The organism is Lentzea albidocapillata, assembly GCF_000719115.1.
GTDB lineage: Bacteria > Actinomycetota > Actinomycetes > Mycobacteriales > Pseudonocardiaceae > Lentzea > Lentzea albidocapillata.
Genome location: NZ_JOEA01000013.1, coordinates 47,012 through 62,737, shown reverse-complemented (window position 1 = coordinate 62,737; position 15,726 = coordinate 47,012). Strand labels below are relative to the sequence as shown.

The 15,726-nt window shown below is 68.1% G+C and carries 14 protein-coding genes; all 14 read right to left on the bottom strand.

The annotated features are described in order from the left end of the window. Positions 1–46 precede the first annotated feature (46 nt). The 14 genes from nuoN to IG04_RS0120170 are packed head-to-tail and all read right to left on the bottom strand — an operon-like array spanning position 47 to position 15,588. On the bottom strand, positions 47–1,618 hold the full coding sequence (nuoN, locus tag IG04_RS0120235) for an NADH-quinone oxidoreductase subunit NuoN (protein ID WP_030478236.1): 1,572 nt from the start codon (positions 1,616–1,618) through the stop codon (positions 47–49). A 1-nt stretch (position 1,619) separates the two neighbouring features. Continuing rightward, positions 1,620–3,188 carry an NADH-quinone oxidoreductase subunit M gene (locus IG04_RS0120230; protein ID WP_030478235.1) on the bottom strand — a complete coding sequence of 523 codons (1,569 nt, stop codon included), beginning with the start codon at positions 3,186–3,188 and terminating at the stop codon, positions 1,620–1,622. Next, on the bottom strand, positions 3,185–5,122 hold the full coding sequence (gene nuoL / locus IG04_RS0120225; RefSeq protein ID WP_030478234.1) for an NADH-quinone oxidoreductase subunit L: 1,938 nt from the start codon (positions 5,120–5,122) through the stop codon (positions 3,185–3,187). Before nuoL ends, IG04_RS0120230 begins: the two co-directional genes overlap by 4 nt. A 10-nt stretch (positions 5,123–5,132) precedes the next feature. Next, on the bottom strand, positions 5,133–5,432 hold the full coding sequence (gene nuoK / locus IG04_RS0120220) for an NADH-quinone oxidoreductase subunit NuoK (RefSeq protein ID WP_030473209.1): 300 nt from the start codon (positions 5,430–5,432) through the stop codon (positions 5,133–5,135). Continuing rightward, entirely contained in the window at positions 5,429–6,277 is an 849-nt protein-coding gene (locus IG04_RS0120215) for an NADH-quinone oxidoreductase subunit J (RefSeq protein WP_030478233.1), read from the bottom strand. Before IG04_RS0120215 ends, nuoK begins: the two co-directional genes overlap by 4 nt. After that, positions 6,274–6,789, bottom strand: coding sequence for an NADH-quinone oxidoreductase subunit NuoI (gene nuoI, locus IG04_RS0120210; RefSeq protein ID WP_030478232.1), 516 nt, complete (start codon positions 6,787–6,789; stop codon positions 6,274–6,276). The genes IG04_RS0120215 and nuoI overlap by 4 nt, the downstream gene beginning before the upstream one ends. Before the next feature lie 2 nt (positions 6,790–6,791). Next, on the bottom strand, positions 6,792–8,087 hold the full coding sequence (gene nuoH, locus IG04_RS0120205; RefSeq protein ID WP_036015355.1) for an NADH-quinone oxidoreductase subunit NuoH: 1,296 nt from the start codon (positions 8,085–8,087) through the stop codon (positions 6,792–6,794). Between the two features lie 23 nt (positions 8,088–8,110). After that, positions 8,111–10,576 carry an NADH-quinone oxidoreductase subunit G gene (locus tag IG04_RS0120200; RefSeq protein ID WP_030478230.1) on the bottom strand — a complete coding sequence of 822 codons (2,466 nt, stop codon included), beginning with the start codon at positions 10,574–10,576 and terminating at the stop codon, positions 8,111–8,113. Further along, a complete protein-coding gene (gene nuoF / locus IG04_RS0120195; protein ID WP_030478229.1) occupies positions 10,573–11,853 on the bottom strand; it encodes an NADH-quinone oxidoreductase subunit NuoF in 1,281 nt (426 codons plus the stop codon). Before nuoF ends, IG04_RS0120200 begins: the two co-directional genes overlap by 4 nt. A gap of 8 nt (positions 11,854–11,861) precedes the next feature. Continuing rightward, a complete protein-coding gene (gene nuoE, locus IG04_RS0120190) occupies positions 11,862–12,578 on the bottom strand; it encodes an NADH-quinone oxidoreductase subunit NuoE (protein ID WP_030478228.1) in 717 nt (238 codons plus the stop codon). Next, positions 12,575–13,930, bottom strand: coding sequence for an NADH-quinone oxidoreductase subunit D (locus IG04_RS0120185; protein WP_030478227.1), 1,356 nt, complete (start codon positions 13,928–13,930; stop codon positions 12,575–12,577). Before IG04_RS0120185 ends, nuoE begins: the two co-directional genes overlap by 4 nt. Beyond that, positions 13,927–14,667, bottom strand: a complete 741-nt coding sequence (locus IG04_RS0120180; protein ID WP_030478226.1) for an NADH-quinone oxidoreductase subunit C — start codon at positions 14,665–14,667, stop codon at positions 13,927–13,929. The genes IG04_RS0120185 and IG04_RS0120180 overlap by 4 nt, the downstream gene beginning before the upstream one ends. Then, positions 14,664–15,215 (bottom strand): NuoB/complex I 20 kDa subunit family protein, encoded by a 552-nt coding sequence (locus IG04_RS47690; protein WP_030478225.1) that lies wholly within the window; start codon positions 15,213–15,215, stop codon positions 14,664–14,666. Before IG04_RS47690 ends, IG04_RS0120180 begins: the two co-directional genes overlap by 4 nt. A gap of 7 nt (positions 15,216–15,222) precedes the next feature. After that, a complete protein-coding gene (locus tag IG04_RS0120170; protein ID WP_030478224.1) occupies positions 15,223–15,588 on the bottom strand; it encodes an NADH-quinone oxidoreductase subunit A in 366 nt (121 codons plus the stop codon). Positions 15,589–15,726 lie beyond the last annotated feature (138 nt).

Here is a 15,726-nt window from a genome sequence, read left to right as displayed (position 1 = left end):
CGGTCCCTCATGCTCGCTACTGGTCACACCAGCAGAGTACGTACACCTAGCTGAGGAAGGAGCCGGTACCCGCCCAATCGAGCACGAACGTGGGCCACAAACCCAGCACCAAGGTCACCACCGCACCCAACGTGATCGCGATCGTGGTGAACGCGCCGGGCACCGTCACGGTCGGGCCGTCCGGAGCCGGGTCGCTGAAGTACATCAGCACGATCACCCGCAGGTAGAAGAACGCCGCGACGGCCGAGGCCACCAGGGCGATCACCACGAGCGGCATCAGGCCGGCCTCGATCGCCGCGCTGAACACGACGAACTTGCCGATGAAGCCGGACGTCAGCGGAATGCCGGCCAGCGCCAGCAACAGGAACGTGAAGGTGGCCGCCACGATCGGCGACCGCTTCGCGAGACCCGCCCACTGCGACAGGTGCGTCGCCTCGCCGTCCGAGTTGCGGACCAGCGACACGATGCCGAACGCGGCGATCGTGGTGAAGCCGTACGCCAGCAGGTAGAACATGGTCGCGCTCACACCTGAGCCGTCCGGCACCAACGCGATGGAGCCGATCAGCAGGAAGCCCGCGTGCGCCACCGAGGAGTACGCGATCATGCGCTTCACGTCGGTCTGGGTGAGGCCGAGGATCGCGCCGATCACCATCGAGACGACCGCGACGCCGTAGAGCACGCCACGCCATTCCCACTGCGTGTTCTCGAACGCCACCGTGAGCACGCGCAGGATGCCGCCGAACGCGGCGACCTTGGTGCACGCGGCCATGAACGCCGTGATCGGCGTCGGCGCGCCCTGGTACACGTCCGGGGTCCAGGAGTGGAACGGGCCGACGGCGGCCTTGAACAGCAGGCCCACCACCAGCAGGCCGAAGCCCGCGAACAGCAGCGTGTCGGAACGGTCCGTGCCACCGGCGGCGGTCGCGATGGCCGAGAGCTTCACCGAACCCGCGTAGCCGTAGAGCAGAGCCACGCCGTAGAGGAAGAACGCGGACGCGAAAGCGCCGAGCAGGAAGTACTTCACGGCCGCTTCCTGCGAGAGCAGGCGACGGCGGCGAGCCAGGCCGCACAGCAGGTACAGCGGCAGCGACAGGACTTCCAGCGCGATGAACATCGTCAGCAGGTCGTTCGAGGCGACGAACGTCATCATGCCGCCGAGCGCGAACAGCGTGAGCGGGAAGACCTCGGTCTGCATGCCGGTCTTCGTCGCCTGCGCGCGGTCCTGCACGGTGCCGGGACGGATCGCGGCCTGCGCCACGAACGCGCCACCCGGCTCCACCGAACGGTCGGCGATCAGCAGCACCGAGCCGAAGCCCAGCACCAGCAACGTGGCCCACAGGAACAGTGCCGGCGAGTCGACCGCGATCGCTCCCGCCAGCGTCGCCACGCCCTGCTCGGGACGCTCCGACGTCGCGTAGAGGATCAGCGAGCCGACCGCGCCGACCAGGGTCACGAGCGTGAGCACGAGCTGCACGGCCCACCGCTGGTGCTTGGGCAGCAACGCTTCCAGCAGCACGCTGATGCACGCTGCACCGAGCACGATCAGCAGCGGCGCGATGGCGCCGTAATCGATCTCCGGCGCCTCGATCTGTTGCGCCTGAGCGACGAGAAGGTTCACGTCACTTGCCTTCCTGCACGGTGACCGGGTCGGTCACGCCGACCTCGGTCAGCGTCGCCCCCACAGTCGGGGTGATGACGTCGAGCACCGGCTGCGGGTAGAACCCGAGTGCCAGCACGATGACAACGAGCGGTGCCAGCACTGCGATCTCGCGCTTCGAGAGGTCGCGGATGGCCGTCTTCTTCTCCGGGTCGCCGACGGCTCCCGGACCGGCGGCCGCGCCGATCAGCGCGTCGCCGCGCAGCGGGCCGGTCATGATCCGCTGGTAGAGCCACAGCACGTAGAGCGCCGCGAGCACCATGCCGACCGTCGCGATGATCGTGAACACCGGCCGCGTCGGGAACGAGCCGATCAGCACCAGGAACTCCGAGACGAACGAGTTCGTGCCCGGCAGCGACAGCGTGGTCAGACCCGCCAGCAGCAGCATGCCCGCGAGCAGCGGCGCCACCTTCGACATGCCGCCGTAGTCGGAGATCAGCGACGAACCACCGCGCGCGATCACCATGCCGATCACGAGGATCAGCATGCCGGTCGAGATCGAGTGGTTGAGCATGTACGACACCGAGCCCACGCCTGCCTGCGACGTGAACGAGAAGATGCCGAGCGCGATGAACCCGAAGTGGGCGATCGACACGTAGGCCAGGAACCGCTTCATGTCCCGCTGGCCCGTGGCGAGCAGCGATCCATAAAGGACACCGGCCACCGCGAGCACGAGCACGAACGGCGCCAGGTTCTTCGACGCCTCCGGGAACATCGGCAGCAGGTAGCGCAGCATGCCGAACGTGCCGACCTTGTCCAGGATGCCGACGACGATCACCGTGACGCCGATGGGCGCCTCGGCCGCGGCGTCGGGCAGCCAGGTGTGGAACGGCACGAGCGGCGCCTTGATCGCGAACGCCAGGAAGAAGCCGAGGAACAGCCAGGTCTGCGTCGTCGAGTCGGCGTCGCTGACCACCTTCACCAGCGTCGCCCAGTCGAACGTGCCCTTGCCCAGCTCGTCCGACGCCATCGCGTACGCGCCGATGGCGGAGGCCAGCATGATCAGGCCGCCGAGGAACGAGTAGAGGAAGAACTTGACCGCCGCGTACTGCCTGCGCGCGCCGCCGTAGCCGCCGATCAGGAAGTACATCGGGATCAGCATGACTTCGAAGAGCACGTAGAACAGGAAGACGTCGGTGGCGGCGAACACCGCGACCGTCACGGCCTCCTGGATGAGGATCAGCGAGAGGTACCCGCCCTGCGAACGGCCGGCGGGCAGCTTCTCCGTCCAGCCGGCACCGATCACCAGCGGGATCAGCAGCGCGATGACCGCGATCATCACCAGCGCGATGCCGTCGATGCCGAACTGCAGCCGCACGCCGAACGCCGGGATCCAGTCCACGCCGGCGGCGAGCTGGATGCGGTCGCCGTTCGGGTCGTAGGCCGTCCACAGCAGAACTGCGAGCACGAGCTCGACGAGCGAGAAAGCCAGCGCGACGAGCTTGGCCTTCTTGTCGTCCTTGCGCAGGAACGCCACCACCAGCGCGCCGACCAGCGGCACCACCAGCAGTGCGATCAGAACCCAGGTCACGAGAACCTCACCACCAGGAGCGCCCCGAGCACGAAGATCGAGCCCAGCAGCATGGACAGTGCGTAGGAGCGGACGAACCCGGTCTGCAGCCTGCGCAACCGGCCGGAGCTACCGCCGAGCAGCGCCGCGGTCCCGTTGACCAGACCGTCGACGCCCTTCAGGTCGAGGAACACCAGCGCGCGGGTGAGCCAGGTGCCCGGCCGCGCGAAGAGGGCCTCGTTCAGTGCGTTGCCGTAGAGGTCCGCACGGGCCGCGCGCACCGGGAACGACACCCGCGCCGGACGCTCGACCGGCTGCTTGCCGCGGCCGAAGAGCAGGAACGCGAGGCCGGCGCCGACCAGCGAGAGCGCGACGGTCAGGATCCCGACCATGCCGTGCGAGAGAACGCCGTGCGACTCCTTCAGCTCACCGAGCGAAGGCTCCAGCCAGCCGGCCAGACGTCCGCCCGAGGAGAGGAACCAGCCGCCTGCGACGGACCCGACCGCGAGGATGATCATCGGGATGGTCATCGTCAGCGGGGACTCGTGCGGCTTGTAGTCGTTGCCGTTCTCCGCCTTCAGTTCCTTCCAGCGGGGCTTGCCCAGGAAGACCAGGATCAGCAGGCGCGTCATGTAGAACGCGGTCAGCGCGGCACCGAGCAGTGCGACACCGCCGAAGACGTACCCGCGCCAGCCCTCCGCGCCGAACGCCGCCGCGATGATGGCGTCCTTCGAGAAGTAGCCCGCGAACGGCGGGATGCCGATCAGCGCGAGGTAGCCGAGCGTCCAGGTGACGAAGGTGATCGGCAGGAACTTGTAGAGCCCGCCCATCCGGCGGATGTTGCCCTCGTCGTTCATGCCGTGCATGACCGAACCGGCACCGAGGAAGAGCCCGGCCTTGAAGAAGCCGTGCGTCAGCAGGTGCATGATGCCGAGCGCGTAGCCGATCGGGCCGAGGCCCACCGCGAGGATCATGTAACCGATCTGCGAGACCGTCGAGTACGCCAGGACCTTCTTGAAGTCGTCGTAGGCGCAACCGATGATGCAACCGATCAGCAGCGTGACGGCACCGATGATCATGACGACCAGACGGCCGTCCTCGCTCAGGTTGTAGAGCGGGTTGGAGCGGGCGATCAGGTACACGCCCGCGGTGACCATCGTCGCCGCGTGGATCAGGGCGGACACCGGGGTCGGGCCGGCCATCGCGTCCGGCAACCAGGCCTGGAGCGGGAACTGACCGGACTTGCCACAGGCGCCCAGGAGCAGCAGCAGCGTGATCGCGAGGACCTCGGCCGAGGAGAACTCGCCGACGCGGCTGAAGACCTCGGTGTACTGCGTCGTCCCGAGCTTGTTGAACATCAGGAAGATCGCGATGGCGAGGCCCAGGTCACCGACGCGGTTCATCAGGAAGGCCTTCTTGGCCGCCGATGCCGCTTCCGGCTTGTACTGGTACCAGCCGATCAGCAGGTACGAGGCGAGACCGACGCCCTCCCAGCCGAAGTACAGGGTCACGAAGCCGTTGCCCAGCACCAGCAGGAGCATCGCGGACACGAAGAGGTTGAGGTAGGCGAAGAACTTCCGCCTGCCTTCCTCGTGCGCCATGTAGCCGACCGAGTAGATGTGGATCAGCGAGCCCACACCGGTGATCAGCAGCACGAACGTCAGCGACAGCGGGTCGAGCCGCAGTCCGAACTCGACGGTCAGCGCGTTGACGTCGATCCAGTTCCACAGGTGCAGGTCCTGCACCCGTCCGTCGGGGTTCGAGACTCCGAGCGTCGAGAAGAACAGCGCGAGCGCGTAGCCGAACGACGCCAGCAGCGTGGCGCTGCCGAGCAGGTGGCCCCACTTGTCGGCGCGCCTGCCACTGACCAAGAGCACCGCCGCACCGAACGCGGGCAGCGCGAGCAACAACCAGGCGAAGCTCGCGACCCCGCTGGCGACAACAGGTTCCGTCACCGGTGACCCCTCAGTACTTCAGCAGGTTCGAGTCGTCGACCGAGGCCGAGCGACGCGTCCGGAAGATGGACATGATGATCGCGAGGCCGACGACGACCTCCGCCGCGGCGACGACCATCACGAAGAACGCCATCACCTGACCGTCGAGCGAGCCGTTGATCCGCGCGAACGTCACGAGGCTCAGGTTGACCGCGTTGAGCATGAGCTCGACGCACATGAAGACCACGATGGCGTTGCGGCGCACCAGAACGCCGACGGCGCCGATGCTGAACAGCAGTGCTGACAGCAGCAGGTAGTACGTGGGAGTCACGACTCACTTCCCTTGAGCGCGTGCGAGTCCGGCTGGTGCCCGGTGCCGGCCACGTCGGCGACGTCGTCCGAGAGCGTGGACCTGTCGGTCGCCTCGATGACGTCGAACAGCGACTCCTCCGACACGCTGCCGTCGGGCAGCAGGGCGGGGGTGGCCACCGAGTTGGCGGTGGCGAAGACGCCGGGGCCGGGCAGCGAGCCGACGCGGCTGCCGTCCTGGAAGCGCTCCTCGACGAGTTCCTTCTGCGTCTTCTTGGCGGGCTTCCCGTCGCGGCCGACGAAGGCCAGGATCATCGCGCCGAGGGCGGCGGTGATCAGCAGGGCCGACGTGAGCTCGAACGCGAACAGGTACTCCGTGAAGAGCTTCGTGCCGAGGTTGACGACGTTGCCGCCGTTGGTCGTGTTCGCCTCGGCCAGACCGACCGGCTGCACCGAGGTGAGAGCGCGGGCGACGGAGCCGACCATCAGGACGGCGAACCCGATGCCGAGCAACGCGGCCGCGAGTCGCTGGCCGCGGATGACCTCGACGACCGAGTCCGAACTGTCGCGGCCGACCATCATCAGCACGAACAGGAACAGCATCATGATCGCGCCGGTGTAGACGATGATCTGCACGAAGCCGAGGAACGGCGCCTGCTGGACCATGTACAGCACACCGAGGCTGAGCATCGTCACGACGAGCCACAGCGCGGAGTGCACCGCGTTGCGCGCGAAGAGCATGCCGAGCGCACCGGCCAGCGCGAGCGGACCGAGCACCCAGAACGCGATCGTCTCACCCGTGGTGACGGTGTCGACCACGCGCTGCACGGGCTCCGGCTGCTGCGCGATGAACGTCAGGAGGCTCACTGCTGAGCCTCCTTCTCCAGGCGCGGCCCGTTCACGTAGTAGTCCTGCTCGGTCTCGCCGAGCCGCATCGGGTGCGGCGGCTGCTCCATGCCGGGCAGCAGCGGAGCGAGCAGATCCTCCTTGGTGAAGATCAGGTCCTGGCGGTTGTCGTCGGCGAGCTCGTACTCGTTCGTCATCGTGAGCGAACGGGTCGGGCAGGCCTCGATGCACAGGCCGCAGCCGATGCAGCGCAGGTAGTTGATCTGGTAGTCGGCACCGAAGCGCTCACCGGGCGAGAAGCGGGCCTCGTCGGTGTTGTCGCCACCCTCGACGAAGATCGCGTCCGCCGGGCAGGCCCACGCGCACAGCTCGCAGCCGACGCACTTCTCCAGGCCGTCCGGGTGCCGGTTCAGCTGGTGACGGCCGTGGAACCGCGGCGCGGTCACCTTCTTGACCTCGGGGTACTCCTCCGTCACCACCTTCTTGAACATGGTGCCGAAGGTGACGCCGAAGCCTTTCAGGGACTCGAACATCCCTACTCAGCCTCCTTACCGGTGGTGACGGCTGCCTTGTCCGCGGGGATGTTGGCGACCTTGACCTTGCGTTTGGGCGCGGCCTTGGGAACGACGAGGTCGAGCGGCGGCACGGGGAAGCCGGAGCCCGCGAGCGGAACGCCCTTGGTGTCCTGGACCTTCTTGTCCGGCAGCAGGAACGAGACCAGCAGGACGAGGCCGACGACCACTCCGAGCGCGATGAGCCGCTGCGCCGTGGAGAGCTGCTGGATCGCACCGGTGCGGATGACCGCGACGGCCATGATCCAGACGAGGCTGGTCGGAACCAGCACCTTCCAGCCCAGCTTCATGAACTGGTCGTAGCGCAGGCGGGGAAGCGTGCCGCGCAGCCAGATGAAGAGGAACAGGAAGCCCAGCGTCTTGCCGATGAACCAAAGCAGGCCCCACCAGCCGGTGTTCATGAAGTCGCCGCTCCACGGGGCGTGGTAGCCGCCGAGGAAGAGCGTGGTGGCCATCGCCGAGAGGGTGACCATGTTGACGTACTCGGCGAGGAAGAACAGCGCGAACTTCAGCGAGCTGTACTCCGTGTGGAAACCACCGACCAGTTCCGACTCTGCCTCGGGCAGGTCGAACGGCGCGCGGTTGGTCTCACCGACCATCGACACCACGAAGATGACGAAGCTCGGGAACAGCAGGATGCCGAACCAGCCCGGCAGCACGCCGAGCACGGTGGTCGCCTGCGCTCCCACGATGTCGCCGGTCGACAGCGAGCCGGTGAACATGATCACCGCGACGACCGACAGGCCCAGCGCGATCTCGTAGGAGATCACCTGCGCTGCCGCACGCAGCGAACTGAGGAGCGGGTACGGCGAGCCTGAGGCCCAGCCGGACAGCACGATGCCGTAGACGCCGATCGAGGAGCAGGCCAGCACCACGAGCACGCCGACCGGGAGGTCGACGAGCTGCAGCGCGGTCTGCTCGCCGAACAGGCTGACCTCGCCCGCGAGCGGGATCACCGAGAACGCGAGGAACGCGGGGATGCAGGAGATCACCGGGGCGAGGAAGAACACCCACTTGTCCGCGAGGACCGGGCGGATGTCCTCCTTGAACGCGAGCTTCAGACCGTCCGCGAGCGACTGCAGCCAGCCGTTCGGGCCGACCCGGTTGGGGCCGGGGCGCTGCTGCATCCGCGCGACGACCTTGCGCTCCCAGTTGATCATGAACAGGGTCATGACCACGAGGAACGCGAAGATCGCGACGACCTTGATCAGGATCAGCCAGAACGGGTCGTCCGCGAGCAGTTTGGCGGTATCACCGATCTCTGCCGCGTAGACGTGCTGGGTCATGACTTCACCCCAAAGGAAGATCCTCCGCTGACGGAGACGATCGAGCCGTGGCCCGCGCCGAGAGTGGCCCGGACGGTCACGTCACCCGAGTTGGTGGGCAGCCAGATGACGCCCTCGGGCAGGTCGTCGGTCTCGACCGGGAGCGTGATCGCGCCGCGGTCGGTGGAGACCGTCACGTAGCCGCCGGTCTCCAGCCCGAACTGCTGGGCGGTGGCCTCGGCGACCTTCGCGACGACCGGGCGGGCCGTACCGGCGAGGTGCGGCTCGTCCACCTGCAGCGAGCCGTTGCCGAGCAGGCGGTGCCACGTGGCGAGCACGGCCTTGCCGGGACCGGCCGGGGTCTGCAGCGGCGCGGCGACGTTGAGCGAGGAACCGCTCGGCGTGCCCTCGCCCAGACGCGCCAGGTCGGCGGCCGCGGCGGCGGGCGTCTGCGTGAACAGGTCCGCGTCCATCTCCACCGCGAGGGTGTCGAGCACGCGGCAGTCCGGCAGGGCGCTGGTGCCGTCGAGGGTCGTGCCGAACTCGCGGCGGCGGCCCTCCCAGTTGAGGTAGCTGCCGGCCTTCTCGACCGCCGGGGCGATCGGGAGCACGACGTCCGCGTGCGCGGTGACCGCGCTCGGCCGCAGCTCCAGGCTCACGATGAAACCGGCCTCTGCCAACGCCTTCTCCGCGAGTCGCGGGTCCGGCAGGTCGAACGGGTCGACGCCGCCGACCAGCAGACCGGACAGCTCGCCGTTCGCGGCGGCTTCGAGGATGCCCGTGGTGTCACGGCCGGGCGTCGCGGGCAGCGAGCCCTCCTCGACGCCCCAGGTCCGCTCGACCTCGGTGCGCGCCACGGCGTTCGCGACGTGGCGACCGCCGGGCAGCAGGTTCGGCGTGGCACCGACCGCGAGCGCGCCGCGCTCACCGGCACGGCGGGGAATCCACGCGACCTGAGCACCCGTGCGCTCGGCCAGGCGAGCAACCGCGGTGAACGCACCGGGGATCGCGGCGGCGCGTTCGCCGACCAGGATCACCGCACCGGGCTTGGACAGCAGCTCGACGACGTCGGAAGCGTGCTCCGGCAGCGCGTTGATGGCGTTGGCCTCGGCACCGGGCACGCAGGCGAGCAGCGTGCCGAACGTCTTCTCCACGGCCGGGGTCGTGAACTGGCCGAGGTGGAAGACCTTCGTGGTGCCCTTGCGAGCGGCCTTGCGCAGGCGCAGGAAGACGACCGGCGCTTCCTCCTCGGGCTCGAACGCGACCAGCAGCGCGGCCGGTGCGGACTCGATGCCCTGGAAGGTGACGCCGTTGTCCGGGTTCGTGAACACCGTGGTGCCGGACAGGAACTCCAGCTCCTCGGCGCTGTGCGGCCGGGCGCGGAAGTCGATGTCGTTGGTGTGCAACGCGATCCGGGCGAACTTCGAGTACGCGTAGGCGTCCTCGACGGTCAGCCGGCCACCGGTGAGGACACCGACGCCGTTCGCGTCCCGTGCCGCCGCCAGACCGGCCGCCGCGACCTGCAGCGCCTCGGTCCAGGACGACTCGCGCAGCTCGCCGCTCTCCTTGTCCCGCACCAGCGGCCGCTTGATGCGGTCGTCGGCGGTGGCGTAGCGGAAGGCGAACCGGCCCTTGTCGCAGATCCACTCCTCGTTGACCTGCGGGTCGTCGCCGGCGAGCTTGCGCTGCACCTTGCCGCGCCTCCAGTCGGTGCGCTCGGCGCAGCCGGAGGAGCAGTGCTCGCAGACGCTCGGCGTCGACACGAGGTCGAACGGCCGGGCACGGAAGCGGTAGGCCGCGCTGGTGAGGGCACCGACCGGGCAGATCTGGATGGTGTTGCCGGAGAAGTACGACTGGAACGGCTTGTCCTGCGCCACACCGATCTGCTGCTGCGAGCCGCGCTCCAGCAGTTCGATGAACGGGTCGCCGGCGATCTGCGCGGAGAACCGGGTGCAGCGCTGGCAGAGCACGCAGCGTTCGCGGTCGAGCAACACCTGCGTGGAGATGTTGATCGGCTTCGGGAACGTCCGCTTGTGCTCGTGGAAGCGGGAGTCGCTGCGGCCGTGGGCGATCGCCTGGTTCTGCAGCGGGCACTCGCCGCCCTTGTCGCAGACCGGGCAGTCCAGCGGGTGGTTGATGAGCAGCAGCTCCATCACACCCTGCTGGGCCTTGTCCGCGACCGGCGAGGTCAGCTGGGTCTTCACGACCATGCCGTCCGCGACCGTCATCGTGCAGGAGGCCTGCGGCTTCGGCATCGGCCGGCCGCCCATCTCCACCTCGACGAGGCACTGGCGGCAGGCGCCCGCGGGCTCCAGCAACGGGTGGTCGCAGAAGCGCGGGATGACCGTGCCGAGGCGCTCGGCCGTGCGGATCAGCAACTCGCCCTTGGGCGCGATGACGGTTTCGCCATCGATGATGAGCTTGACGTGGCCTTCCGGCACGACAACCTCTTCAGTGGTGGGCTTGTCAGGCGCGATGGTCATGCGTTCGCTCCAGCCAGGACCTTGGAGTTCTGGTCGCAGAGAGCCAGGAACTCGTCCTTGAAGTACTTGATGCCACTGGTGATCGGGCTGACGGCACCGTCACCGAGCGCGCAGAACGAGCGGCCGAGGATGTTGTCGCAGACGTCGAGCAACGTGTCGATGTCGCTCGCCGTCCCGTTGCCGGCCACCATCCGCTGCAGGATCTGCACGAGCCAGTACGTGCCCTCGCGGCACGGCGTGCACTTGCCGCACGACTCGTGCTTGTAGAACTCCGTCCACTTCATGACGGCCCACGGCACGGACACGGTCTCGTTGAAGATCTGCAGGGCGGTGGTGCCCAGCATCGAACCGGCCTCGGCGGCACCCTCGAAGTCCAGCGGCACGTCGAGGTGCTCGGCGGTGAACATCGGCGTGGACGAGCCACCCGGCGTCCAGAACTTCAGCGGGATGCCGTCCTTCATGCCACCGGCCATGTCGAGCAGCTGCCGGAGCGTGGTGCCCATCGGTGCCTCGTACTGGCCGGGCCGCGTGACGTGACCGGACAGCGAGTAGATCTTCGGACCGGGCGACCGGTCGCGACCCATCTCGCGGAACCAGTCGGCGCCACCGTTGACGATGAAGGGAACCGACGCGATGGTCTCGACGTTGTTCACCACGGTGGGCGACGCGTAGAGGCCCGAGGTCGCGGGGAACGGCGGCTTGAGCCGCGGCTGGCCGCGACGGCCCTCCAGCGAGTCGAGCAGCGCCGTCTCCTCGCCGCAGATGTAGGCGCCGGCGCCGGCGTGGATCACCACGTCGAGGTCGAACCCGCTGCCGAGGATGTCCTTGCCCAGGTAGCCCTTGGCGTACGCCTCGCGCACCGCCGCGTTGAGGCGGCGGATGCAGTGCAGGACCTCGCCGCGGACGTAGATCGCCGCGAAGTTCGCGCGGATCGCGAACGACGTGATGATCACGCCCTCGATCAGCGAGTGCGGGTCCGCCATCATCAGCGGGATGTCCTTGCAGGTACCGGGCTCACCCTCGTCGGCGTTGATGACGAGGTAGTGCGGCTTGCCGTCGCCCTGCGGGATGAAGCCCCACTTCATGCCGGTGGGGAACCCCGCGCCGCCGCGGCCGCGCAGTCCGGAGTCCTTGCACTGCTGGATGAGCTGGTCCGGGTGGGCCGTCAGCGCCTTGGGCAGGGCGGTGTAGCCACCGGTGCGCTCGTAGGTCTCGATGGTCCAGGACTTGGGCTCAGTCCAGCGCTTGGTGAGAACGGGAGTCAGCGGGTCAACCATTGTCTTCCCTACTTCTTTTCCGGCAGGGCAGGGAACTCGGCGTTCTTGGGAGTCGCGGGAGCGTCCCAGCCGCGTTCCTTGGCGATCTGCGCACCGGCCAGCGTCTCCGGCGCCGCCGACGGGCCGTCGAGGTCGGCGTCGCGACCCTCGAAGAACCCGGCGAGCTGGAGCTCGGCCTGCTTGAAGTCGGTGAGCGGCGCGCCGCGCGTCGGGGCGGGCTTGTCCCCCGACTGCAACGCCTTCACGAGTCCCAGCGCCTTGTCCGGCGTCTGGTTGTCGTAGAACTCGTAGTTGACCTGGAGCACCGGACCGAGGTCGCACGCGGCGAGGCACTCGGCGTGCTCCAGCGTGATCGAGCCCGGCGTGCCCGGCTCGCCCGCGGTCTCGTCGTGGCCCACACCGAGGTGGCTCTTGAGCGTCGAGTAGATCTCGTCGCCGCCGAGCGCCGCGCACAGCGTGTTCGTGCACACGCTGACGAGGTGCTCACCGCACGGGCGGCGCTTGTACATCGTGTAGAACGTCGCGACCGCGCTGACCTCGGCCTCGCTCAGGTCGAGCTGTCCGGCGCAGAACCGGATGCCGTCCTGGGAGACGTAGCCCTCGACCGACTGCACGAGGTGCAGCATCGGGAGCAGCGCGCTGCGGGCCTGCGGGTAGCGGGCGATGATCGCCTGCGCGCGGTCCACAGTGGACTGATCGAAAGCGGTTTCCTGTGCCTGAGTCATCGGTCGCAACCACCCATCACGGGGTCGATCGAGGCGACGGACGCGATCACGTCGGCGACCATGCCGCCTTCGCACATCGCGGGCATCGACTGGAGGTTCACGAAGCTTGGTTCGCGGACGTGCACACGCATCGGCCTGGTGCCGCCGTCGGAGACCATGTGGTAGCCGAGCTCGCCGCGCGGCGACTCGATCGGCACGTACACCTGGCCCGCCGGAACCTTGAAGCCCTCGGTCACCAGCTTGAAGTGGTGGATCAGGGACTCCATGGACTGGCCCATGATCTTGCGGACGTGCTCGAGCGAGTTGCCCATGCCGTCGCTGCCGATCGTGAGCTGCGCGGGCCACGCGATCTTCGCGTCCTCGACCATCACCGGACCGGTCGGCAGGCTCTTCACGACCTGCTTGATGATCCGCAGCGACTGGTGCATCTCTTCCAGACGCAGCAGGTACCGCGCGAAGCTGTCCGCGGCGTTCGAGGTCGGCACGTCGAACTGGTAGTTCTCGTAGCCGCAGTACGGCTCGACCTTGCGCAGGTCCCAGGCCAGGCCGGCGGAGCGCAGGATCGGGCCGGTGATGCCGAGCGCGAGGCAGGCGTCGACAGGCAGGTAGCCCACGCCCGCGAGGCGGTTGCGCCAGATCGGCTGGCCGGTGAGCAGCTTGTCGTAGTCCGGGAGCCGCTTCTCCATCACCTTGACGAACGCGGTGATCTTCTCGACCGCGTCGGCCGGCAGGTCCTGCGCGAGGCCGCCGGGACGGATGAACGCGTGGTTCATCCGCAGACCGGTGAGGTGCTCCAGCAGGTGCAGGGTCTCCTCACGCTCGCGGAAGCCGGAGGTCATACCGGTGAGGGCGCCGAGCTCCATGCCGCCGGTGGCGAGCGCGACGAGGTGCGAGCTGATGCGGTTGAGCTCCATCAGCAGCACGCGGATCGCCTGCGCCTTGTCCGGCACCGTGACGCCGAGCAGCTTCTCGATGCCCATGCAGTACGCGGCCTCGTTGTGCAGAGGCGCCAGGTAGTCCATTCGCGTCACGAAGGTGACACCCTGGACCCAGTTCCGGTACTCGACGTTCTTCTCGATACCGGTGTGCAGGTAGCCGATCACGCTGCGGGCGTGGGTGACCGTCTCGCCCTCGAGCTCCAGGACCAGGCGGAGCACGCCGTGGGTCGAGGGGTGCTGCGGGCCGAGGTTCATGACGATGCGCTCGTCGTGGACCGCGTCCGCGAGCACCTCGTCCCAGTCGCCGCCGGTCACCGTGTAGACGGTGCCCTCGGTGGTCCTGCGGGACTCGGCGATCTCCTCGGGCATCTCGGTGTTGGTGCCCGTCGTGACGTCGGAAAGCCGCTCGGTCATGAGTAGGACCGCCTCTGGTCCGGCGGAGGAATCTCCGCGCCCTTGTACTCCACCGGGATGCCACCCAGCGGGTAGTCCTTGCGCTGGGGGTGTCCGTCCCAGTCGTCCGGCATGAGGATGCGGGTCAGTCCGGGGTGACCGTCGTAGATGATCCCGAACATGTCCCAGGCCTCGCGCTCCTGCCAGTCCGCCGTCGGATAGACGTCGATCAGGCTCGGCACGTGCGGGTGCTCGACGTCGACCGCGACCTCCAGCCGGATGCGGCGGCGGTACGTCATCGACGTGAGGTGCGTGACCGAGTGCAGGCGCTGCGGCACGTCGGCGCCGTAGTCCACACCGGACACCGAGCTGCAGAGCTCGAAGCGCAGGGACGGGGTGTCGCGGCAGATGCGCGCGACCTCCAGCAGCGTCTCCGGCCTGAGGTAGAAGGTGATCTCGCCGCGGTCGACCGTCACCTGCTGCACCGTGTCGGCGGGCAGGCCCTTGTCGCCGATGGCGGCGAACAGCTCGTCCGCGACCTCGTCGAACCAGCCGCCGAACGGGCGCTCGGCGGGCGCCGACACGTGCGCGGGCAGGCGCAGACCGCCGAAGCCCGACGTGTCACCGGAGCCGGAGACGCCGAAGAGGCCCTGGCGCTCCTTGCCCGCGAAGATCGGCGCCTTGGCTTCGGCGCCGTTGGTTTCGAGGCCCTCGACAGCGCGCTGGGCGCTGGAGTGCTCTCCCCCTGGCTCGGTCACTTCTTCCTCGCAAAACGCTCGGACGACGGGATGAGATCGGTGCGGTAGCCCGAGTCGGCGAGTGCCTTGGCGCGCACGGCGCCCAGCGGCTCGTCCATGATCTTGGCGTGGATCTTGAGGATCGCGTCGATCAGCATCTCCGGCCGCGGCGGGCAGCCCGGCAGGTACATGTCGACGGGCACGACGTGGTCGACGCCCTGCACCACCGCGTAGTTGTTGAACATGCCGCCAGTGCTGGCGCACACGCCCATGGCCAGCACCCAGCGCGGCTCGGGCATCTGGTCGTAGATCTGCCGCAGCACCGGCGCCATCTTGTTGGTGACGCGGCCGGCCACGATCATCAGGTCCGCCTGGCGCGGTGAGGCCCGGAAGACCTCCATGCCGAAGCGGGCCAGGTCGTAACGCGGACCACCCGTCGTCATCATCTCGATGGCGCAGCAGGCCAGGCCGAAGGTGGCAGGCCAGAGCGAGGACTTGCGGGTCCAGTTGACCAGCTTCTCGACGCTGACCAGCAGGATGCCGTTCGGGAGCTTCTCCTCGAGACCCATGACTTCCTCAGTTCCAGTCGAGGCCGCCGCGACGCCACACGTAGACGTACGCGAAGCCGACCGTGGCGACGAACAGGACGATCTCCACCAGCCCGAACAGGCCGAGCTTGTCGGCCGCTACGGCGAACGGGTAGAGGAAGACCATTTCGATGTCGAACAGGATGAACAGCATCGCCGTCAGGTAGTAGGCGACGGGCATGCGCCCACCACCCACGACCGGCTGCGGGCTCGGCTCGATGCCGCACTCGTACGCGTCGAGCTTCGCCTTGTTGTAGCGGCGCGGTCCGATGTAGGGAGCCGCGGTCACCGAGAACAGGGCGAACGCCCCGGCGAGCGCGAACATCAATACGAGGGGGAGGTAAGGGTCAAGCACGCTCCGTCGTCCTTTCCTCGCGGTCGCCCGCACCCTAAGGGTGTTGTTCTACGGCGCGTTTGTTAGGCGAACCTAACAAACGCTTGTGAAACAGTTCACAAGCTTGATCACACTGTTGTGAAGTGATTCACAAGGTCG

Bases quoted from the DNA above. Each gene is read 5' to 3' on its own strand.
- nuoI (WP_030478232.1), bottom strand. From the start codon at position 6,789: ATGTTCGAGTCCCTGAAAGGCTTCGGCGTCACCTTCGGCACCATGTTC.
- IG04_RS0120200 (WP_030478230.1), bottom strand. From the start codon at position 10,576: ATGACCATCGCGCCTGACAAGCCCACCACTGAAGAGGTTGTCGTGCCG.
- nuoF (WP_030478229.1), bottom strand. From the start codon at position 11,853: ATGGTTGACCCGCTGACTCCCGTTCTCACCAAGCGCTGGACTGAGCCC.
- nuoE (WP_030478228.1), bottom strand. From the start codon at position 12,578: ATGACTCAGGCACAGGAAACCGCTTTCGATCAGTCCACTGTGGACCGC.
- IG04_RS0120185 (WP_030478227.1), bottom strand. From the start codon at position 13,930: ATGACCGAGCGGCTTTCCGACGTCACGACGGGCACCAACACCGAGATG.
- IG04_RS47690 (WP_030478225.1), bottom strand. From the start codon at position 15,215: ATGGGTCTCGAGGAGAAGCTCCCGAACGGCATCCTGCTGGTCAGCGTC.